Raw genomic sequence first — 20294 nt, 5'->3', positions numbered from 1 at the left:
ATCTATTTATTCCCGGGAGGCGGAGATGGCCGGCAGACCCCGCGCATCGTCGCAACGGATGCTCGAGGAGGCCGCCTCCGAGCTCTTCCTCGAGAACGGCTACGCGAAGACCACGATCGAGCAGATCACGCAGCGCGCCGGCGTGAGCCGCAACACCTTCTTCAACTACTTCACCTCCAAGAGCGAGTTGCTCTGGGTGGAACTCGACGCCAGCCTGCGGGCACTGACCGACGCGCTGGCCGAACGGGCCACCTCCGACGACCCGCTCCGGGCGGTCGAGGAGGCCTTGCTCGTGACCGCGGCCGGCTTCACCGCCGACCGCGCCCCGCTGGTGCTGACGCAGTACGACGTGATGGGCATCGACGCCGAATTGAAGGCGGCCGGTCTCGCGCGAGCCCTCGCCCACGCCGACCTGATCGAGCGCTACCTGTTCTCGCGGCTCTGGGCGGCCAATCCCGAGGCGGCGGAGCGGCCCTTGCAGTCCCGCGCCATCGCACTCGCCGTGATCGGCGCCGCGGCCGCCGCCGTCGGGCGCTGGGCCGCGGACGGGCCCACCCGCGCACCGCTCGTCTCCTACGTCGAGCGCGCCGTGCATCCGGTGCTCCGCGGATTCGGCGAGACCGCCGGACAGGGTGCCCCGGGAATCCGCTAGAATTACCTGCAACATGGCTGTGAACCGGCGATCACCGGGGAGCTTTCGGAAGAACGGTGCGCGAGCACCCGGTAGAACCGAACGGGTCGGGCCCGTCATCGCCTAAGAACAAGCGGTCGGCACCGTGTCAGCGGCGCCGGCAAGCGAGGTGGTACCACGGTGGGGAGCGGAGCTCCGATCCGTCCTCGTGGGCAGAGCAGCATCATCCGCAGTGCAGAAACGCAGTGCGGGTCGTGCAGCACAGATCCGTCCGTCCAGGAGAACCATGTACCCCAAAGATTCCGACGAGTTCAGCGCCGTCGTGCCCTCGCCGAGCTTCCCCGCCGTCGAAGAGGGCGTGCTCGCGTTCTGGAAGGGCGACGACACCTTCCGCGCCAGTATCCAGAACCGCGCGGATGCGCCGGAGTGGGTCTTCTACGACGGCCCGCCCTTCGCGAACGGCCTGCCCCACTACGGGCACCTGCTCACGGGCTACGCCAAAGACCTCTTCCCGCGCTTCCAGACCATGCGCGGCAAGAAGGTGGAGCGCCGCTTCGGCTGGGACACCCACGGCCTGCCCGCCGAGCTCGAGGCGATGAAGCAGCTCGGCATCACCGAGAAGAGCCAGATCGAGGAGATGGGCGTCGAGGTCTTCAACTCGGCCTCCCGCAAGTCGGTGCTGAAGTACACGCACGAGTGGCAGGACTACGTCACCCGCCAGGCCCGCTGGGTCGACTTCGACAACGACTACAAGACGCTCGACATCACCTTCATGGAGAGCGTGATCTGGGCCTTCAAGGAGCTGCACACGAAGGGCCTCGCCTACGAGGGCTACCGTGTGCTGCCCTACTGCTGGAAAGACGAGACCCCGCTCTCGAACCACGAGCTGCGCATGGACGACGACGTCTACAAGATGCGTCAGGACCAGACGGTCACCGTCACCTTCCCGCTGGTCGGCACCCGCGCCGAGTCGCTGGGGCTCACCGGCGTCGAGGCCCTGGCCTGGACGACGACGCCCTGGACCCTGCCGACCAACCTCGCCCTCGCCGTCGGCCCCGACATCCACTATGTCGTGGTGCCGCACGCTCTCGCACCGGGGGAGCGCACCGGGGTGCAGGAGAACCTGCAGGGTCAGGAGTTCCTGCTCGCCCGCGACCTCGTCGGCTCCTACGCCAAAGACCTCGGCTACGAGTCGGCCGCCGACGCCCTCGCCGCTTCCGAGCGCTGGGCAACCGAGCCCGGCACCGGCCGCCGCGTGGCGTACTCCGGCCGCGATCTCGAGGGCGTCGCCTACGACCGCATCTGGGACTACTACGCCGACACCGAGAAGTACGGCACCCAGAACGCCTGGCAGATCCTCGTGGCCGACTACGTCTCCACCGGCGACGGAACGGGCATCGTGCACCAGGCACCCGCCTACGGTGAAGAAGACCAGAAGGCCTGCGAGGCCGCAGGCATCCCGGTCGTCATCTCGGTCGACGACGGCGGCCGCTTCCTCGCCAGCGTTCCGGATGTCGAGGGCCAGCACGTCTTCGACGCCAACAAGCCCCTGACGCAGATGCTGCGCGCCGCCGGCCGTCTCGTTCGCCAGGCCAGCTACGAGCACAGCTACCCGCACTGCTGGCGCTGCCGCAACCCGCTCATTTACAAGGCGGTCTCGAGCTGGTTCGTGCGCGTCACCACCATCCGCGACCGGATGGAGGAGCTCAACCAGCAGATCGAGTGGGTTCCCGAGAACGTCAAGGAGGGCCAATTCGGCAAGTGGCTCTCCGGCGCCCGCGACTGGTCGATCTCGCGCAACCGCTACTGGGGTTCACCGATCCCGGTCTGGAAGAGCGACGACCCCAACTACCCGCGCGTCGACGTCTACGGCTCGCTGGCCGAGCTCGAGGCCGACTTCGGCGCGCTCCCGAAGAACCGCGACGGCCAGACCGACCTGCACCGCCCCTTCATCGACGAGCTCACCCGCCCGAACCCCGACGACCCCACCGGGCGATCCACCATGCGCCGCATCGAGGACGTCTTCGACGTCTGGTTCGACTCGGGATCGATGCCGTTCGCGCAGGTGCACTACCCGTTCGAGAACGAGGACTGGTTCGGCACCCATAGCCCCGCCGACTTCATCGTGGAGTACATCGGGCAGACCCGCGGCTGGTTCTACGTGATGCACGTGCTCTCCACCGCGCTCTTCGACCGGCCCGCGTTCAAGAACGTGATCAGCCACGGCATCGTGCTCGGCAACGACGGGCAGAAGATGTCGAAGTCGCTGCGCAACTACCCCGATGTCTCCGAGGTCTTCGACCGCGACGGCTCGGATGCGATGCGTTGGTTCCTCATGTCGTCGCCCGTTCTGCGTGGCGGCAACCTGATCGTGACCGAGGAGGGCATCCGTCAGGGCGTGCGCGAGCTGCTGCTGCCGCTGTGGAGCACCTATTACTTCTTCACCCTCTACGCCAACTCGGCCGAAGAGGGCGGCTACGAGGCGCAGTGGCGCACCGATTCGACAGACGTGCTCGACCGTTACCTGCTCGCGAAGACGCGTGAGCTCGTGCAGAGCGTGACCGCCGACTTCGAAGCCCTGGATGCGACGCTCGCCGCCGCGAAACTCCGCGACTTCGCCGACGTGCTCACCAACTGGTACGTGCGCCGCTCGCGCGACCGCTTCTGGTCGGGCGACGACCACGACGCCTTTGACACGCTCTACACGGTGCTCGAGACGGTCACCCGTGTCGCGGCCCCGCTCATCCCGCTCGTGGCGGAGTCGATGTGGAAGGGACTCACCGGCGGCCGCAGCGTGCACCTCACCGACTGGCCGAGTGAGAACCGGTTCCCGGCCGACGCCGGTCTCGTGCACACGATGGACACGGTGCGCGCCATCTCGTCGACCGTGCTGTCGCTCCGCAAGGCCAATGGTCTGCGGGTGCGCCTGCCCCTGGCGGGTCTCACGATCGTGACCGACGACGCCGAGGCGCTCGCCCAGTTCGAAGGCATCCTGAAAGACGAGCTCAACGTCAAGAGCGTGACGTTCGTCGACCAGAGCGAGACCACCGCGGCCGAGTTCGGCATCACCTCGCGGCTCACCGTGAACGCCCGCGTCGCCGGGCCTCGCCTCGGCAAGAGCGTGCAGCAGGCCATCCAGGGAGCCCGCAGCGGCCAGTGGTCGGAGGCGAACGGCGTGGTGACTTCCGGGGGCATCGACCTGCTGGAAGGGGAGTACGAGCTGGTGCTGGAAGCGGCGGCTGCGGCATCCGGCGACGGCTCGGCGGAGGAGCACACGAACGCGCTGGCCCTCCTGCCGGGCGGCGGCTTCGTGCTGCTCGACACCACGCTCACCCCTGAGCTCGAGGCCGAGGGTCTGGCCCGCGACGTCATCCGGGCGGTGCAGGATGCCCGCAAGTCGGCCGGATTCGACGTGAGCGACCGCATCGCCCTCGACCTGGTCTTCTTCTCCGACGCGGATGCCGACGCGGTGGGCTCGGCCGTCGCGGGGGCCGGCGGCGCCTCCGTCGACGTGGCCGGGGAGACCCTCGCCACCGACTTCGCGGTGCACTCGCCGCGCGACACCCCGTCGCTCGACGGGTATCGTGATGTCCTCGCCTCGGAATGGCTCGGCACCGTGGCCTCCGCGACACCGGAGCACTTCGCCCGGGTCGCGACGGGCAAGTACGCCAACCAGGATGAGTTCCTCATCGCCGTGAGCCGGAAGTCGGTGACCCAGAATGTCTGATCAGTTCTTCGGTGGAGACTTCGGCCCGCCCGCCGACGACCCGGACGACGAGAACCCCGAGTTCGACGGCGAGCGTGAGGGCGACTTCGAATCGGCCGGCCTGGCGGCGCCCGACGAGTTCGTGGAGGAGGGCGACGCGGTCTACGCCGACCTCCTCGCCCGCCTCGGCGAAGCCGCGCCCCAGCCGCGCCTCTCGGCCACCCGGCGCGCGGTGGAGCTGCTCGGCGATCCGCAGCGGTCGTACCCCGTCATCCACATCACCGGCACCAACGGCAAGACCAGCACCAGCCGCATCATCGAGAGCCTGCTCCGTGCCTCGGGTCTCCGCACGGGCCTGTTCACCAGCCCGCACCTCGAGCGCGTGAACGAGCGCATCATGATCGACGGCGTGCCGATCTCGAACGAGGCGCTGGCCGCCAACTGGCGCGACATCGAGCCGTTCCTCGACCTGGTCGACACCGAGCTCGAGGAGGCGGGCGAACCGCATCTCACCTTCTTCGAGGCGCTCTCCGTGCTCGCCTTCGCCTCCTTCGCCGACGCACCGGTGGATGTCGCAGTGATCGAGGTCGGGATGGGTGGCGAGTGGGATTCCACGAACGTCGCCGACGGGCAGGTGGCCGTGTTCACGCCGATCTCGCTCGACCACACCGCGCGCCTCGGCAACACGGTGGCCGAGATCGCCCGCACCAAGTCGGGCATCATCAAGCCCGCCGCTCAGGTGGTGAGCGCGTCGCAGCCCGCCGAGGCCCTGGCCGAGCTCGAGCGTGCCGCCGAGCTCTCCGAGTCCACCTTCGACGTCGAGGGCGGCCGTTTCGCCCTGCTGGAGTCGACGGTCGCCGTCGGCGGGCAGCTGGTCTCCGTGCGGGGGCTGGCCGGAACGTACCGTGAGATCTTCCTGCCGCTCTACGGCAACCACCAGGGCCACAACGCGGCGGTCGCCGTCGCGGCCGTCGAGTCGTTCATCGGAGGTGGCACCCAAGCCCTCACCGAGGGGGTCGTCACCGAGGGTTTCGCCACCGCCACCTCGCCCGGCCGGCTGCAGCTGGTGGGCACCGAGCCCACGGTGCTCGTGGATGCCGCCCACAACCCCGGCGGCGCCGTGGCACTGGCCGCCGCGCTCGGGGAGTACTTCACCTTCGACAAGGTGGTGGCCGTGATCGCGGTGTTGGCCGACAAGGACGTGGAGGGCATCATCCGTGCCCTCGATCCGGCGGTGACCGACTTCGTGGTCACCTCGTCGTCGTCCGAGCGCGCGATCGATCCCGACGAACTGGCCTCCATCGTGGTGCGCATCGCCGGTGCCGACCGCGTGCTGGTGGAGCCCGATCTCGCGTCCGCCCTCGACCAGGCGCGCGACCTCGCGGGCGAGAGCGAGAAGGGCGCCGTGCTGGTCACCGGGTCGATCACGTTGGTGGGCGAGGTCATCACGATCGCCGCCGCCGAGGACTGGAAATGAGGAGCACCTCGGTTCGCCAGAACCTCGGCGCGATCGTGCTGGGGTTCGAGTCGGTCGTGATGTTCTTCGCGGCCCTGGTGATCTTCGGCCTGAAGGCGCTCCCCGCTCCGCTGGCGCTGGGCGGTGGGGCGGCGCTCTGCGTGCTCCTGCTGGCGAACGCGGCTCTGCTGCGCTTCCCGTGGGGCTACGGCCTGGGCTGGGCGCTGCAGGGTGTCATCGCGCTCGCGTGCATCCTGGTGCCCCTCCTGGCCATCGTGGCCGCGATCTTCATCGGCCTCTGGATCTACTGCATGGTGAAGGGCGCCCAGATCGACCGCGCGAACGCCGCCGCGGCGTCCACCGACCCCGAACCCGACGTCTAGGCTCGCCCGCTAGGGTGTTCTCGGAAAACCCGCGCCGCATCTTGCGGCACCCCCCGGAAGGATCATCGTGACCACGCACGTCGAAGAAACCCTCGTCCTCGTCAAGCCCGACGGAGTCGCCCGCAACCTCACGGGCGAGATCCTGCGCCGCATCGAGGCGAAGGGCTACCAGCTGGTCGACGTCAAGCTCATCGAGCCCGACCGCGAGCTGCTGGCCAAGCACTACGAGGAGCACCAGGGCAAGCCGTTCTACGAGCCGCTGGTGGAGTTCATGGAGTCGGGCCCGATCGTGGCCTTCCGGATCGCCGGCAACCGCGTGATCGAGGGCTTCCGCTCGCTGGCCGGCACCACCGATCCCACCACTGCAGCCCCGGGCACCATCCGCGGCGACCTCGCCCGCGACTGGGGCCTCGCCGTGCAGCAGAACCTCGTGCACGGCAGCGACTCACCCGAGTCGGCAGCGCGCGAGCTCGCGCTCTGGTTCGACTAGAGGCTCTGGATGATCGAGGTGATGGCGTCCAATCGCAATTGCGCCATCACCACGATCACGAGGTAACCGAGCAGCGCCACGATCCACACCCACGGGTACAGCAGCGCGGCGATCTCCCGACTGGCCGCCCCGTTGCCGAAGTTCCCCTCCTTGAGGTTGAACGCGGTGACATAGAGGAACAGGGGGATCATCACGAGCCACACCAGCATGCAGTACGGGCACAGCGTGCCGAGCACGAAGATGGACTGGCCGATCAGCCAGACCACGAAGGCCAGGCCCAGAGCGAAGCCCAGGTTGAACAGCACCCAGAACCACTTGGCGAAGCGTGCGCCGGCGAGGATGGCGACGCCCACGACGATCGGCGCCACGAACGCGGCCACTCCGATGACGGGGTTGGGGAAGCCGAAGAGCGAGCCCTGCCAGCTGGCCATGTTCGGCCCGCAGGTCACCAGCGGCGAGATGTTGCACGTCGGCACGTAGTCCGGGTTGATCAGCGTCTGGATGCGTTCCAGGGTCAGATCGAACGCCGAATACCAGCCCACGACACCCGCCACGATGAGGAAGACGGCAAGACCGATGGGGCGGCGGGAGGGCTCGGTCTGGGCTGGCACGGTCCGATTGTCGCACAGGGCAATCGCGAGCAATCTGGGAATGCATGCGATAATCGGGTGGGAAGTCCACGAACGACGTGGAACTTCTGAAGAAGACTTATCGGGCCCGCTGCGCGCCGCGCGGCATGAGACCCGAACGGATAGAGCGCGAAACCGCGCATTGGTCAACGAGATTGGCGGAGTATTCGCGAACGCGGACTTCGCTCGTGAGAGTACCTGCCGGCAGGCGAAAGCCTCCGGCTGGCAAGGAGTGCACCAGAGATGGTGGAGAAAATTTCAGACAATGACAATGGTTCGAACAACGGAGAGGGAACGGGGCGTCGCAAGTCCCGGCTGTTCGGCTCACGCCGAGCGGTGAAGAAGGCGGATGCTCAGGCATCCGTCGTTCCCGATCCCTCCGCTGTGCTTCCCGCAATCGAGGCGCCTGCGCCCGTCGAGACCGCGCCTGCGCCCGTCGAGACCGCGCCTGCGGTGTCGACCCCCGCGCCTCCGGCCGAGGAGGCCCCTGTGATCGACGACTCCCACGACGACGAGCCCGGTCTCGCGCCCTTCACCGCGGCGACGAACGGCGTCGTCGAGGCGCCCTCCGCCGAGAAGCCGGCCGTGCGTGCCCTCAGCACCACGTCGCTCATCTTCCAGGCTCCGGATCTGCCCGACCTGCCGCCGCTGCCGCCCCGGAACGAGCGCGACGGTCGCGACCCGCGCGATCGCGATCCGCGCGACCGCGACGACCAGCCCACCGACTCCTCCACCGTGCGCCGGCGTTCGCGCCGCCGCACCGGCGAGGAGAACCGCGGGGGAGAAGGCGACCCGGCGAACACCGTGGTCAAGGTGCGCACGCCCCGCGAGCCCGAGCTCATCACCGAGCCGCAGCGCGTCAAGGGCTCCACCCGCCTCGAGGCCAAGAAGCAGCGCCGCCGCGACGGTCGTGACGCCGGACGCCGCCGCCCGGTCATCACGGAGGCCGAGTTCCTCGCCCGCCGCGAAGCCGTCGACCGGGTGATGGTGGTACGCGCCAAGAACAACAAGATCCAGATCGGCGTGCTCGAAGACGGCGTGCTCGTGGAGCACTACGTCGCGAAGGCGCAGGACGCCTCGCTCATCGGCAACGTCTATCTCGGCCGCGTGCAGAACGTGCTGCCCAGCATGGAGGCCGCCTTCGTCGACATCGGGCGCGGCCGCAACGCCGTGCTCTACTCCGGTGAGGTCGACTGGGATGCCGCTGCCGAGAACTCCGAGGGCAAGGGCTCGCAGCCCCGCCGCATCGAGCTCGCCCTGAAGTCGGGCGACACCGTGCTCGTCCAGGTCACCAAAGACCCGGTCGGCCACAAGGGCGCCCGCCTCACCAGCCAGGTCAGCCTGCCGGGCCGTTACCTCGTGTACGTGCCCAACGGCTCGATGAACGGCATCTCGCGCAAGCTCCCCGACACCGAGCGCGCCCGTCTCAAGCGCATCCTCAAGGAGGTGCTGCCCGACAACGTGGGCGTGATCGTGCGCACCGCCGCGGAGGGCGCCACCGAGGAGCAGTTGACGCTCGACGTCACGCGACTCACCAACCAGTGGGCCGACATCAGTGAGCAGGTGCAGAAGCAGCAGGCTCCGCACCTGCTGCACTCCGAGCCCGACCTCCTGATCAAGATCGTCCGCGACGTCTTCAACGAGGACTTCCACAAGCTCGTCATTTCGGGCGACGAGGCACAGGCCACCATCGAGAACTACCTGCGCGCCGTGGCGCCCGACCTGCTCGAGCGGGTCGAGAAGTACGAGGGCGAGCGCGACGCGTTCGACGAGTACCGCATCTCCGAGCAGATCGAGAAGGCGCTCGACCGCAAGGTCTGGCTGCCCTCCGGCGGCTCGCTCGTGATCGACCGCACCGAGGCCATGACCGTCGTCGACGTCAACACAGGCAAGTTCGTGGGCTCCGGCGGCAACCTCGAGGAGACGGTCACCAAGAACAACCTCGAAGCAGCCGAGGAGATCGTTCGTCAGCTGCGTCTGCGCGACATCGGCGGCATCATCGTGGTCGACTTCATCGACATGGTGCTCGAGACCAACCGCGACCTCGTGCTCAGGCGCCTGATCGAGTGCCTCAGCCGCGACCGCACCAAGCACCAGGTGGCCGAGGTCACCTCGCTCGGCCTCGTGCAGATGACCCGCAAGAAGCTGGGCCTCGGTCTCATCGAGTCGTTCAGCGAGCCCTGCGAGGTCTGCGCGGGCCGCGGCATCATCATCCACCACGACCCCGTGGTCAAGCACCGCTCGTCGGGCAACGGGAACGGCAACGGCGGGAACGGCGGCGGCCAGCAGCAGAACTCCGGCGGAGGGCGTCGCGGTCGCGGCGGCAACTCCGGCAACGGGGGCGGCACCACCGGTTCCTCGCACAGCAACGGCAACGGCAACGGCGGTGTGGTGACCCACGCCATCACCGACGACGCCAAGAACGCGCTGGCCCAGATCGCGGCCTCGACGATCGCAGCGGCTCACGCCTCCGAGAAGCCGAGCGAGCCGGTGACGGATGCCTCCACCGAGGCCCCGACGGCCGCTCCGGTGCCCGAGACGGCAGTGGAAGTGCCGACCGAAGCCTCCGAGGCTCCGTCCGGCAGCGACGCGCCGGCCGCGCAGTCGGCTCCCGACGCGGGTCGCGCCGCCAGCTCCTCCTCGCGCCGGCGCAAGTCGCGGCACAGCAAGCCCGACGGTGAGGCCGAGACCGCGTACGAGGCATCCACCGGGCCTGACGTGGACGCTCCTGCGCCCGTGGTCGAGCCCGTGGCGGCCGCTGCGGCGGTGTCGGAGTCCGCGCCCGCGATCGCCATCCTCGACATCCCGGTCAAGAAGGCCGCGCGCCCGCCGCGGGTCGCTCCCCAGGAGGCGACCCAGCTGCTCGACTCGGTACTCGACGCCCTCCCCGAGCCCAAGCAGCCCGGCCAGGGCCGCTCGCGCAGCCGCCGTGTCACCACGGCCGCGGTCTCGGCCCCCGTCGACCCCGCCGAGTAGTCGCACTCATCGACCCGTCACTTCTCGTCGCTATGGCTCCGTCGGAGCGACGAAAAGTGACGGGTCGACGAGCGGGTGGGTCAGTGCGCGGGGCGGTCCTTGCCGCGGACGCGGAGGCCCGAATCGCGCAGGCGCACCACGAGGTCGCGATAGCTCACCGCCTCCGCGCCGGCGGCCACGAGCTCCTCGTAGCGGTCGGCCGGGACGTCGTAGTGGTCGAGGTCGAAGCTGCGCGGCGGGAGTCCGGCGCGGGCCGCGAAAGCGTGCAGTTCGTCGAGCGATTCGTCGCTCACCAGATGACCCCAGATGGTTCCATGGGCCGGCCACATGGGCCGATCGATCAAGACGGTCACGCAGCCGAGTATCCCACTCGCGTCGGTTTGACCGAAATCACTGGATCGAGTAGGCTTGACCGCTGGTGTGCGTAGAGCAATGCTCTCCTGAACGCCATGACTTCCAAGCGTCGCAGATTGCGCTTTTGAGGGCCCCCAAAGAGTTAGGTACGTAAATTGGTTTACGCAGTTGTGCGCGCCGGTGGTCGGCAGGAAAAGGTCGAGGTTGGCACCATCGTCACCCTGGACCGGATCAAGGCCGACAAAGACGGCAACATCGAGCTGGCGGCAGTGCTGCTCGTCGACGGTGAGAAGATCACCTCCGACGCCTCGTCGCTCGCCAAGGTGAAGGTCACGGCCGAGGTCCTCGAAGACCTCCGCGGTCCGAAGATCGTCATCCAGAAGTTCAAGAACAAGACCGGGTACAAGAAGCGCCAGGGCCACCGCCAGGAGCTCACCCGCGTCAAGGTCACCGGAATCAAGTAAGGATCAGGGCTAATGGCACACAAAAAGGGCGCGAGTTCCACTCGCAACGGTCGTGACTCCAACGCACAGCGCCTCGGCGTCAAGCGCTTCGGTGGCCAGGTCGTCGGAGCGGGCGAGATCATCGTCCGCCAGCGCGGCACCCACTTCCACCCCGGCGTGAACGTCGGCCGTGGCGGCGACGACACGCTGTTCGCTCTCGCGGCGGGCTCGGTCGAGTTCGGCGCCAAGGGCGGCCGCAAGGTCGTCAACATCGTCGCCGCAGCCGAGTAGTCCTCGGGAGCAGCAACACGTCAAGGCGGGCGGGCTTCGGCCCGCCTGTCGTGTTTCACCAGCACCATCAATCAACGAACAGGCAGTGAGGGAACCGGAATGGTGACTTTCGTCGACCACGTCACCCTCCACCTCAAGGCGGGCCACGGCGGCAACGGATGCGTTTCCGTGCGCCGCGAGAAGTTCAAGCCCCTCGCCGGCCCCGACGGCGGCAACGGCGGACACGGCGGCGACATCGTGCTGGTCAGCGATCCGCAGACCACGACGCTGCTCGGCTTCCACCGGCATCCGCACCAGTCTTCCGAGAACGGCGGCCCCGGTATGGGCGACCACCGGGCCGGCGGCAACGGCGCCGAGCTCGAGCTGGCGGTTCCCGTCGGCACGGTCGTGAAGGACAGCGACGGCAACGAGCTGATCGACATGTCCGAACCCGGGATGCGCTACGTCGTCGCCGAAGGCGGCCAGGGGGGCCTCGGCAACGCCTCGCTCGCCACCACGAAGCGCAAGGCCCCCGGCTTCGCGCTGCTCGGCACCGAGGGCTGGGAGGGCGACGTCCTCCTCGAACTCAAGACAGTCGCCGACGTCGCGCTCGTGGGCTACCCCTCCGCCGGCAAGTCGAGCCTGGTCGCTGCGATGTCGGCCGCCAAGCCGAAGATCGCCGACTACCCCTTCACGACGCTGCATCCGAACCTCGGCGTGGTCGAGATCGGCAGCACGCGCTACACCATCGCCGATGTCCCCGGCCTCATCGAGGGCGCCAGCGAGGGCAAGGGCCTGGGGCTGGAGTTCCTGCGCCACGTGGAGCGGTGCAGCGCCCTGCTGCACGTGCTCGACTGCGCCACCCTGGAGCCCGGCCGCGACCCCATCAGCGACCTCGACGTCATCCTCGCCGAACTCGCCGCCTATCCGGTGCCGGAGGGCCAGCTGCCGTTGCTCGAGCGCCCCCAGCTCATCGCTCTCAACAAGATCGACGTGCCCGAGGCGCGCGAGCTGGCCGATTTCGTCAAGCCCGAGCTCGAAGCCCGCGGCTACCGCGTGTTCGAGATCTCCACGGCGAGCCACGAGGGTCTGCGTCAGCTCTCCTTCGCGCTGGCGGAGCAGGTCGAAGAGGCGCGCATCGAGGCCGCCGCCGATCCCAAGCCCGCGAAGATCGTCATCCGCCCCCGCGCCGTCGACGACGCCGGATTCGTCATCAAGGTCGAGGGCGGCACGCACGGCAACGTCTACCGCATCATCGGTGCGAAGCCGGAGCGCTGGGTGCAGCAGACCGACTTCACGAACGACGAGGCCGTCGGCTTCCTCGCCGACCGCCTGGCCAAGCTCGGCGTCGAAGACCAGCTGTTCAAGGCCGGCGCCGTGTCCGGTTCCGCCGTGGTCATCGGCCGCGGCAACGGCGTGGTCTTCGACTGGGAGCCCACGCTCACCTCCACGGCCGAACTGGTCACGAGCCCCCGTGGGTCCGACCCGCGCCTCGAAGGCCAGCGTCGCCGCACCAGCAACCAGCGCCGCGAGGGATACTTCGAATTGATGGACGCCAAGGCCGAGGCGCGCGCCGAACTGGTGCGCGAAAAGGAAGCGGGGCTCTGGGCGGACGAGGACGACCTGTGACCCGTCGCCCGGTGCTCACGCGTGCCGGCATCCCGGATGCCCGCCGCGTGGTCGTGAAGGTCGGCTCCTCGTCGATCAGCGGCGAGAACGCCGGGCAGATAGCCCCCCTGGTCGACGCCCTTGCAGCGGCGCACGCCCGCGGCACCGAGATCATCCTCGTCTCCTCGGGCGCCATCGCGACGGGGATGCCGTTCCTGCAGCTCGACGCCCGCCCCAACGACCTCGCCACGCAGCAGGCCGCCGCGGCAGTCGGCCAGAACGTGCTGATCTTCCGCTACCAGAACAGCCTCGACCGCTACGGGATCGTGGCCGGGCAGGTGCTGCTCACCGCCGGCGACCTCGAGAACCCCACGCACCGCTCGAACGCGCAGCGCGCCGTCGATCGCCTGCTCGGTCTGCGCATCCTGCCCATCGTCAACGAGAACGACACGGTGGCAACCCACGAGATCCGCTTCGGCGACAACGACCGGCTCGCCGCGATGGTCTCGGAATTGGTGGGAGCGGATGCGCTCATCCTGCTCTCCGACGTCGACGCGCTCTACACGCGTCCACCGCAGCAGCCGGGCGCCGTGAAGATCACCGAGGTCCCGATCGGCGACGACCTGGCCGGCGTGACCTTCGGTGACGTGAGCTCCTCGGGTGTCGGCACCGGGGGAGCGGCCACGAAGGTCTCAGCCGCCCGTCTCGCCGCCTCCGCGGGCACGGCCGTCCTGGTCACCGCGACCCCGCGCGTCGCGGAAGCCCTCTCCGGCGCCGATCTCGGCACCTTCTTCGAGCCCGCCCCTCTCTGACTCCTCGACCTTCTTGCCCCGTCCGGTCCCAAAATCCAGGATTTGGGACCGGACGGGGCAAGAAGTCTGAGGATCAGGAGACGCTGAGGAGCACGGCCGCGAGGATGGCGAGCGCGACACCGAGGATCTGGATGCGCGACACCCGTTCCCGGAGCACGATCGCGGCCAGGAGCACGGTCGCCAGGGGGTACAGGGCCGAGAGCACCGACACCACCGCGAGGTTGCCGAGGTGGAGCGCGCTCATCAGGAACGCGTTCGCGGCCCCGAGCAGCACGCCGGCGGCCACGGCGGCGAGCCAGGCGGCTCGGCGGGTCGGATGCGGCTGTCGCACGCCGGCCACCGGCTCCGGTTCCGGCTGAGCGGCGAACCACGGGATCTCCCGGCGGAGGAGCCGGAGCACGCCGACCAACCCCGCGAGCACCACAACGCCTCCCGCCATCTCCAGGAACGCCGGCAAGAGGCCCGAGCTGGCCGGCGAGGCGTCGAGAGCGACGACGGATGCCCCGAGCAGCACCCCCGACGCGACGGCCAGCACGGCGCCGGGCAGGGTGACCCGCACCGCGGCATCCACGTGCTGCTGCGAGATGAGGATCGTGGCGACCGCCGCGAGGGCGACCGCGCCCCAGCCGAGCGGGCTGAGGCCCTGCCCGGTCACGAGCGCCGCCGTGACCGGCACGAGAGCCTGGATGAGCGCGACCACGGGGGAGAGCAGGCTCATCGGCCCGATTGCCATCGCGGCGTAGAAGGTGATGAACCCGACCACCGCGAAGAGGGCTGCCGCCGCTCCGGAGATCGTCGCCTCCGTGCTCCACGACCAGCCGCCGAAGACCAGGGCGATGCCGATCACGGCCGTGCCGAAGAGATAGTTCACGAGGGTGGCCGGCAGCACGGCGAGGCGCCGGGCGGCGACCCCGCCGAGGAAGTCGGAGGTGCCGTAGAACAGGCTCGACGCGACGCTGAGGATCACGACGACGATCACGCGGCACCCCTCCCCGGCCGGCGGTGCACGCCCGGCGCGTAGACTTCTGGCATGCCTGAGGTTACCGTCCTGGAGACTGCCACCGCGTCGGGATTCGACGAGAAGCTGGCCGCGGCCCGCGCCGCATCGCTCGTGCTCGCCACCGCGAACACCGACCAGAAGAACCGTGCCCTGGAGGCGATCGCCGCGGCGATCGAGTCCGGCGCCGCGGAGGTCGTGCCGGCGAACGACCTCGATCTGGCCAACGGCCGCGAGAACGGCCTCTCCACCGCCTTGCAGGATCGGCTCCGGCTCGACGCGGCGCGACTGGCCTCGCTCGCCTCGGCCGTGCGCGAGATCATCGCGCTGGTCGATCCCGTCGGCGAGACGGTCCGCGGCCGGAGCCTGCCCAACGGCGTGCGCATCGACCAGGTGCGGGTGCCGTTCGGCGTGGTCGGCGCCATCTACGAGGCGCGCCCCAACGTCACGGTCGACATCGCGGCCCTCGCCATCAAGAGCGGAAACGCCGTGGTGCTGCGTGGAGGCTCGGCGGCCGAGAACACGAACCGCGTGCTCGTGGGGCTCATCCAGGGCGCGCTGGAGTCGGCGGGTCTGCCCGGCGCATCCGTGCAGACCATCGACGAATTCGGGCGCGACGGTGCCAAGCGGCTGATGCAGGCGCGCGGTGCGGTCGACGTGTTGATCCCGCGGGGGAGCGCGCAGCTGATCGACACCGTCGTGACCGAGTCGAAGGTGCCCGTCATCGAGACCGGTGCCGGCGTGGTGCACGTCTTCCTCGACGCCTCGGCGAACGAGCAGTGGGCCGTCGACATCGTGCACAACGCGAAGGTGCAGCGGCCGAGCGTGTGCAATGCCCTCGAGACCTTGCTGGTGCACGAGGATGCCGCGGAGCGCCTCCTCGGCCCGGTGCTGCGCCGTCTCGCCGAGTCGGGCGTCGTCATCCACGCCGACGAGACCACGCGCGCCTTGTTCCCCGATGCCGTCGCCGCCACCGAGGAGGACTGGCAGACCGAGTACATGAGCCTCGACCTCGCGGTGCGGGTCGTGAGCGACATCGACGAGGCGATGGAGCACATCCGTCGCTACTCGACCCACCACACCGAGTCGATCATCACGAACGACCTCGGCAATGCGGAACGGTTCCTCAACGAGGTCGATTCCGCGGTCGTGATGGTGAACGCTTCGACCCGGTTCACCGACGGCGGAGAATTCGGTTTCGGTGCGGAGGTGGGCATCTCCACCCAGAAGCTCCACGCGCGCGGCCCGATGGGGCTGCCGGAGCTGACGAGCACCAAGTGGCTTGTGCGTGGTTCGGGCCAATTCCGCAGTTAGCGGTATCGTAGAGACGTTCGTTCGTTCTACCCCCTGGGAGAAGAGATGTCTGTACTGGTCACCGTGCTCGCTGCTGTCGGTGTGGACGAGCCGGTCCAGCTGCCCTTCCCTCCCATCGTGTTCGGCATCATCGCCGCCGTGGTGTTCGCCGCGCTCGCCTTCGTCACCTGGAGCTACCGTGACGTCGCGAACCGTCACCCGCACAAGTCGGCGAAGTTCGCCCAGACCCACGACGTCCACGGGCACGCCGACCGCACGGGCGCGGATCACTAGACCCGCCGGATGACGATCGATTCGCGCCGTGCCGACGCTCCTCCGGCGGAGCAGCAGCGGCGGCGCCGTATCGGCGTGATGGGCGGCACCTTCGACCCGATCCACCACGGTCACCTCGTGGCCGCGAGCGAGGTCGCGACCTCCTTCGACCTCGACGAGGTGGTGTTCGTGCCCACCGGCAAGCCGTGGCACAAGTCGCCGGTGACGCCCGCCGAGCACCGTTACCTCATGACCGTCATCGCCACCGCGTCGAACCCCCGGTTCACCGTCAGCCGCGTCGACATCGATCGCGGCGGTGTGACCTACACGATCGACACCCTGCGCGATCTGCAGGCGTCGCATCCGGATGCCGACCTCTTCTTCATCTCGGGAGCCGACGCGATCGCGCAGATCCTCAACTGGAAAGACGTCGACGAACTGTGGCGACTCGCCCATTTCGTGGCGGTTTCACGGCCCGGTCACACCTTCGCCATTTCGTCTTTACCGCGCCAGGACGTAAGCTATTTGGAAGTTCCGGCGCTTGCGATATCGTCCACTGACTGTCGCGGCCGGGTTGGCCGGGGTTTTCCGGTGTGGTACTTGGTACCCGACGGTGTCGTTCAGTACATCACCAAGCACCATCTATATCGGAGTGTTGAATGAGTTCGTCCCACGATGAGCAGCCGCTGACACGGCGGCAGCTACGCGAGCTGGAGCGTCAGAAACCGCGCAAGGAGCGCGAGGCCGACGCCAAGGCCGCTGAAGAAGCCGAGGCAGCGCGCAAGGCCCAGGCCGAGCGCGAGGCCGCGGAGGCCGCTGCCGCGGGCGTCGTCGCCGCCGACGGTGCGCCGTCGCGCCGCGAGGTGCGTGACCAGCCTGCCGAGAGCACGCCCGAGCCCGTCTCCGCCGTTCCGGCCGAGACCGCCGCGCAGGGTGAGGACCCCGACACCGAGATCGTGGAAGACACCATCATCCCCGAGATCGTCCACTCCGACGACGACCCGCAGGATGACACGGAGCCCGCGACCGTCGCGCAGCCGATCATCGACGTCGTGCCGATGTCGGAGCCGGTGATCGTGCCGTCGTCCGAGAACGACATGCAGTTCGCCGACGAAGGAGACGACGACGAGGCGCAGCACGCCGAGATCGTCACCGAGACCTCCGACACGGGCGAGACCGTGATCGAGGAGATGGTGATCGACGTGCCGATCGCCGCGACCGTCGACCCGACCGCCGAGGCGGCCGCGCACGTCGAGGCCCAGGAACGTCAGGCCGCTGCGGCCGAGCCGGACCTCGCCCCGATGTTCCAGAAGCCGGCCGATCGCACCCCGGCGTCGAGCGAGGAGCTCCCCTCCTCCTTCGACGACCTGATCTCGTTGCGCAACAACGCGGCCACCAACTCGATCTCCACCACGAGCGCCCTCGTGCTGCCGAACGTGCCGGGTTCCGGCGACGTCGGCACGGCGCTCGATGAGACGGGTGAGGTCATCATCACCGGCTCGATCGACCTGCCGGCCAGTTTCGGGTCCACCGGCGCTCCGGCGTCCGGTCTCGAGTCGAACGACCTCGACACCCTGCTCGAGCGCTCCGAAGGCGAGACCGGCGGTTCCGACGTCGCGCCCGTGAGCGCGAGCCGTGCGATCTCGACGAACACCTCGTCGACCTCGCTCATCGCCCCTCCCAAGCGGGCGCGCGCCAACGCCCCCGTCGTGCTCGCCATCACGGCGGGCGTCCTCGCCGTCGGCGTCGTCAGCCTGCTGCTCGCCGTCTTCGTCTTCCGGGTCTTCTAGGCTGCGGCCTGCCCTCACCGAACAGAAAGTCTTCGTGACTGCTTCAACCCACTCGATCGAACTCGCTCAGCTCGCCGCCTCGGCGGCCGACTCCAAGCAGGCCGCCGACCTCGTCGCCCTCGACGTCTCCGGGCCGCTGCCGCTGGCCGACGTCTTCCTCCTGGCCTCCGGTCGCAACGAGCGCAACGTCGTCGCCATCGCCGAGGAGATCACCGACCGTCTCGCCGAGGCCGGCAGCAAGGTCATCCGGCGCGAAGGCTGGTCGGAGGGGCGCTGGATCCTCCTCGACTTCGGCGACCTGGTCGTGCACGTCTTCCACGAGGAAGACCGCATGTACTACTCGCTGGAGCGCCTCTGGAAGGACTGCCCCGTGGTGCCCCTCCAGGTGACGGCAGCGGATGCGTAGTCCGCGCATCCGGAACCGCTCGTGGTTCCCGAGTGGGCTCGGCATGTAGTAATCTAGACAAGTTGTTTCCGGGGAATACCGGAAGCGACACCCAAGATGTGGCAACACAGATTGGGCCCGTGGCGCAGCTGGTAGCGCACCTGCATGGCATGCAGGGGGTCAGGGGTTCGAATCCCCTCGGGTCCACCGAAGAACGACTACATTGTCTCCCATGAGCCGGAGCGCGAACACCACCGACTGGACCGACGCCAGCGTCGACGACTTCATCGCAGGGCAGCCGAGCGAGCTGGTTCGCGCCGACAGTCGCATCCTGATCGAGCTGATGGCGCGCATCACCGGCCGGCAGCCGCGGATGTGGGGTCCGAGTATCGTCGGGTTCGGCAGCTACCACTACCGTTATGTCAGCGGCCGGGAGGGCGACGCCCCGCTCGCCGCCTTCAGCCCCCGCCGACCCGAGCTGGTGATCTACACGGCACCCGGAGCGCTTGATGCCGACACGATGGCGCGCCTCGGCAAGCACCGCGCCACGAAGGCCTGCGTCTACGTGAAGCGCCTCGACGACATCGATCTCGGTGTCCTCACCACCCTCATCGAGCAGTCGATCTCTCTGGTGGAGAAGACCTACCCGCAGGGGTGATCGTCGGACCTCGCCGGGAACGTCGCGTCGCGTCGACCTCGAGCATCACGACGATGCCCAGTGTCGCGGCGACGATCACGACGAGGGTCACCACGACGCCGAACGACTGCAGCGCGCCGGCGGCCGCGATCGCGACGGACGACGCCAGCAGGATCGCCGACGACGGAACCGACAGCGCCCCGCGGAGCAGGAGAGCCCACACGCCCGCGAAGAAGATCGCGATCGGCAGCGACAGGGTCAGTCCGACCGCGGCAGGACTGAGGAGAGGGCTGCCGACGACGCCGTCGATGGCGACCTCGAAGCCTGCGGATGCCGCTCCCGCTGCCGCGAATACCACGAAATGCCCGTAGCCGAAGAGGAACGACGCTCTCGCCGAGGTCAGGCGGCGGGCGTTCGGAAAGGCGAAGTACGCCCACCACATCCCCGCGACCACGATCAGGCCCGCGACCGCCAAGGCGAGGAGCTCGGGCGTGTGCTCGCCGCTCTGCAGCGCCCGGATGACGGCGGTGGCAGACGCGAGGATGCTCTCACCGAGCAGGATGAGGGTGAACAATCCGTAGCGATCGGCGATGTGATGCGGGTTCGGCCGGGTGGCCGAACGCCGCTCGGCCCAGACCGGGACCAGGACCTCGCAGGCCGCCAGCACGAAGAAGCTCCAGAGTTGCCAGCGCTCGTCGAGCAGGTACACCCGGGCGATCCAGAGGAGCTGGATCGCCGTGATCCCGATCGCGTACCGGGAGGAGATCGCCCGCGTCGCCGGGTCGGAGGCGAACGCCCTCGACCATTGGCCCACCATGGCGAACCGCATGATCACGTATCCCCACACCGCGATGACGGCGTCGCCGTGCAGCATCGCCGACTGGACACCGCTCGCGAGCACGAGGACTCCGCCCATCTGCACCACGGTCAAGAGCCGGTACAGCCAGTCGTCGTTGTCGAAGGCCGAGGCGAACCAGGTGAAATTCATCCACGCCCACCACACGGCGAAGAAGACCACCGCATACGACGTCACCGCTTCGGCCACCCGCCCCTCCGCGAGCAGCACGTACAGGTTCTGGGACGCCTGCGACACCGCGACCACGAAGACGAGGTCGAACAGCAGTTCCAGCGGACTCGCCATCCGGTGTCCGTCTCGCCCGT

General features: G+C 68.8%; 20 protein-coding genes and 1 tRNA gene. 17 read left to right on the top strand and 4 right to left on the bottom strand.

Annotated features, from left to right (window positions below; genetic code table 11):
• Positions 1–25 precede the first annotated feature (25 nt).
• The 5 genes from ACFJGU_RS20820 (at position 26) to ndk (ending at position 6666) form a co-directional block, all read left to right on the top strand.
• Positions 26–652 carry a TetR/AcrR family transcriptional regulator gene (locus ACFJGU_RS20820; protein WP_382306260.1) on the top strand — a complete coding sequence of 209 codons (627 nt, stop codon included), beginning with the start codon at positions 26–28 and terminating at the stop codon, positions 650–652.
• Between the two features lie 265 nt (positions 653–917).
• Positions 918–4358, top strand: coding sequence for an isoleucine--tRNA ligase (gene ileS / locus ACFJGU_RS20815; protein WP_382306258.1), 3441 nt, complete (start codon positions 918–920; stop codon positions 4356–4358).
• On the top strand, positions 4351–5814 hold the full coding sequence (locus ACFJGU_RS20810) for a bifunctional folylpolyglutamate synthase/dihydrofolate synthase (RefSeq protein WP_382306256.1): 1464 nt from the start codon (positions 4351–4353) through the stop codon (positions 5812–5814). Before ileS ends, ACFJGU_RS20810 begins: the two co-directional genes overlap by 8 nt.
• Positions 5811–6176: a DUF4233 domain-containing protein gene (locus ACFJGU_RS20805; RefSeq protein ID WP_382306254.1), complete on the top strand. Its 366-nt coding sequence runs from the start codon at positions 5811–5813 to the stop codon at positions 6174–6176. The genes ACFJGU_RS20810 and ACFJGU_RS20805 overlap by 4 nt, the downstream gene beginning before the upstream one ends.
• 67 nt (positions 6177–6243) lie before the next feature.
• Positions 6244–6666, top strand: coding sequence for a nucleoside-diphosphate kinase (ndk, locus tag ACFJGU_RS20800; protein WP_382306252.1), 423 nt, complete (start codon positions 6244–6246; stop codon positions 6664–6666).
• On the opposite strand, the gene ACFJGU_RS20795 is transcribed toward ndk, so the two are convergent.
• Positions 6663–7277: a vitamin K epoxide reductase family protein gene (locus ACFJGU_RS20795; RefSeq protein ID WP_382306250.1), complete on the bottom strand. Its 615-nt coding sequence runs from the start codon at positions 7275–7277 to the stop codon at positions 6663–6665. The genes ndk and ACFJGU_RS20795 overlap by 4 nt on opposite strands.
• Positions 7278–7538: 261 nt before the next feature.
• Here ACFJGU_RS20795 and ACFJGU_RS20790 point away from each other — a divergent pair, with 261 nt between their 5' ends.
• Positions 7539–10271, top strand: a complete 2733-nt coding sequence (locus ACFJGU_RS20790) for an Rne/Rng family ribonuclease (RefSeq protein WP_382306248.1) — start codon at positions 7539–7541, stop codon at positions 10269–10271.
• A gap of 80 nt (positions 10272–10351) precedes the next feature.
• Here the strand turns inward: ACFJGU_RS20790 and ACFJGU_RS20785 are convergent, their stop codons facing one another.
• Complete coding sequence (locus ACFJGU_RS20785) at positions 10352–10624, bottom strand: DUF4031 domain-containing protein (RefSeq protein WP_382306246.1); 273 nt, start codon at positions 10622–10624, stop codon at positions 10352–10354.
• Between the two features lie 156 nt (positions 10625–10780).
• Here ACFJGU_RS20785 and rplU point away from each other — a divergent pair, with 156 nt between their 5' ends.
• From rplU to proB, 4 genes are all read left to right on the top strand, one after another.
• Complete coding sequence (rplU, locus tag ACFJGU_RS20780) at positions 10781–11089, top strand: 50S ribosomal protein L21 (RefSeq protein WP_092553951.1); 309 nt, start codon at positions 10781–10783, stop codon at positions 11087–11089.
• Between the two features lie 12 nt (positions 11090–11101).
• Positions 11102–11359 (top strand): 50S ribosomal protein L27, encoded by a 258-nt coding sequence (gene rpmA / locus ACFJGU_RS20775; protein WP_382306244.1) that lies wholly within the window; start codon positions 11102–11104, stop codon positions 11357–11359.
• Between the two features lie 99 nt (positions 11360–11458).
• Positions 11459–12967, top strand: a complete 1509-nt coding sequence (gene obgE / locus ACFJGU_RS20770) for a GTPase ObgE (protein WP_382306242.1) — start codon at positions 11459–11461, stop codon at positions 12965–12967.
• Positions 12964–13758, top strand: a complete 795-nt coding sequence (gene proB / locus ACFJGU_RS20765) for a glutamate 5-kinase (RefSeq protein ID WP_382306240.1) — start codon at positions 12964–12966, stop codon at positions 13756–13758. Before obgE ends, proB begins: the two co-directional genes overlap by 4 nt.
• Before the next feature lie 73 nt (positions 13759–13831).
• On the opposite strand, the gene ACFJGU_RS20760 is transcribed toward proB, so the two are convergent.
• A complete protein-coding gene (locus ACFJGU_RS20760) occupies positions 13832–14737 on the bottom strand; it encodes an EamA family transporter (protein ID WP_382306238.1) in 906 nt (301 codons plus the stop codon).
• Positions 14738–14788: 51 nt separating this feature from the next.
• Here ACFJGU_RS20760 and ACFJGU_RS20755 point away from each other — a divergent pair, with 51 nt between their 5' ends.
• The 7 genes from ACFJGU_RS20755 to ACFJGU_RS20725 all read left to right on the top strand — a co-directional run bounded on the left by ACFJGU_RS20755 (position 14789) and on the right by ACFJGU_RS20725 (position 19154).
• A complete protein-coding gene (locus ACFJGU_RS20755) occupies positions 14789–16069 on the top strand; it encodes a glutamate-5-semialdehyde dehydrogenase (protein ID WP_382306236.1) in 1281 nt (426 codons plus the stop codon).
• A gap of 45 nt (positions 16070–16114) precedes the next feature.
• Positions 16115–16342 (top strand): hypothetical protein, encoded by a 228-nt coding sequence (locus tag ACFJGU_RS20750; RefSeq protein ID WP_382306234.1) that lies wholly within the window; start codon positions 16115–16117, stop codon positions 16340–16342.
• A 9-nt stretch (positions 16343–16351) separates the two neighbouring features.
• Positions 16352–16984: a nicotinate-nucleotide adenylyltransferase gene (nadD, locus tag ACFJGU_RS20745; protein WP_382306232.1), complete on the top strand. Its 633-nt coding sequence runs from the start codon at positions 16352–16354 to the stop codon at positions 16982–16984.
• Positions 16981–18111: a hypothetical protein gene (locus tag ACFJGU_RS20740; protein ID WP_382306230.1), complete on the top strand. Its 1131-nt coding sequence runs from the start codon at positions 16981–16983 to the stop codon at positions 18109–18111. Before nadD ends, ACFJGU_RS20740 begins: the two co-directional genes overlap by 4 nt.
• A 34-nt stretch (positions 18112–18145) precedes the next feature.
• Positions 18146–18517 carry a ribosome silencing factor gene (gene rsfS / locus ACFJGU_RS20735; protein ID WP_382306228.1) on the top strand — a complete coding sequence of 124 codons (372 nt, stop codon included), beginning with the start codon at positions 18146–18148 and terminating at the stop codon, positions 18515–18517.
• A gap of 113 nt (positions 18518–18630) precedes the next feature.
• A tRNA-Ala gene (locus ACFJGU_RS20730) sits at positions 18631–18703 on the top strand.
• 25 nt (positions 18704–18728) lie between these two features.
• Positions 18729–19154, top strand: coding sequence for a DUF1801 domain-containing protein (locus ACFJGU_RS20725; protein WP_382306226.1), 426 nt, complete (start codon positions 18729–18731; stop codon positions 19152–19154).
• On the opposite strand, the gene ACFJGU_RS20720 is transcribed toward ACFJGU_RS20725, so the two are convergent.
• Positions 19105–20274 (bottom strand): low temperature requirement protein A, encoded by a 1170-nt coding sequence (locus tag ACFJGU_RS20720; RefSeq protein WP_382306224.1) that lies wholly within the window; start codon positions 20272–20274, stop codon positions 19105–19107. The two genes, ACFJGU_RS20725 and ACFJGU_RS20720, sit on opposite strands and share 50 nt — an antisense overlap.
• Positions 20275–20294: the final 20 nt, after the last annotated feature.

Origin of the sequence: Herbiconiux sp. UC225_62 (genome assembly GCF_042694625.1) — a bacterium.
Lineage (GTDB): Bacteria > Actinomycetota > Actinomycetes > Actinomycetales > Microbacteriaceae > Herbiconiux.
This window is presented reverse-complemented; position numbering and strand designations above follow the sequence as displayed.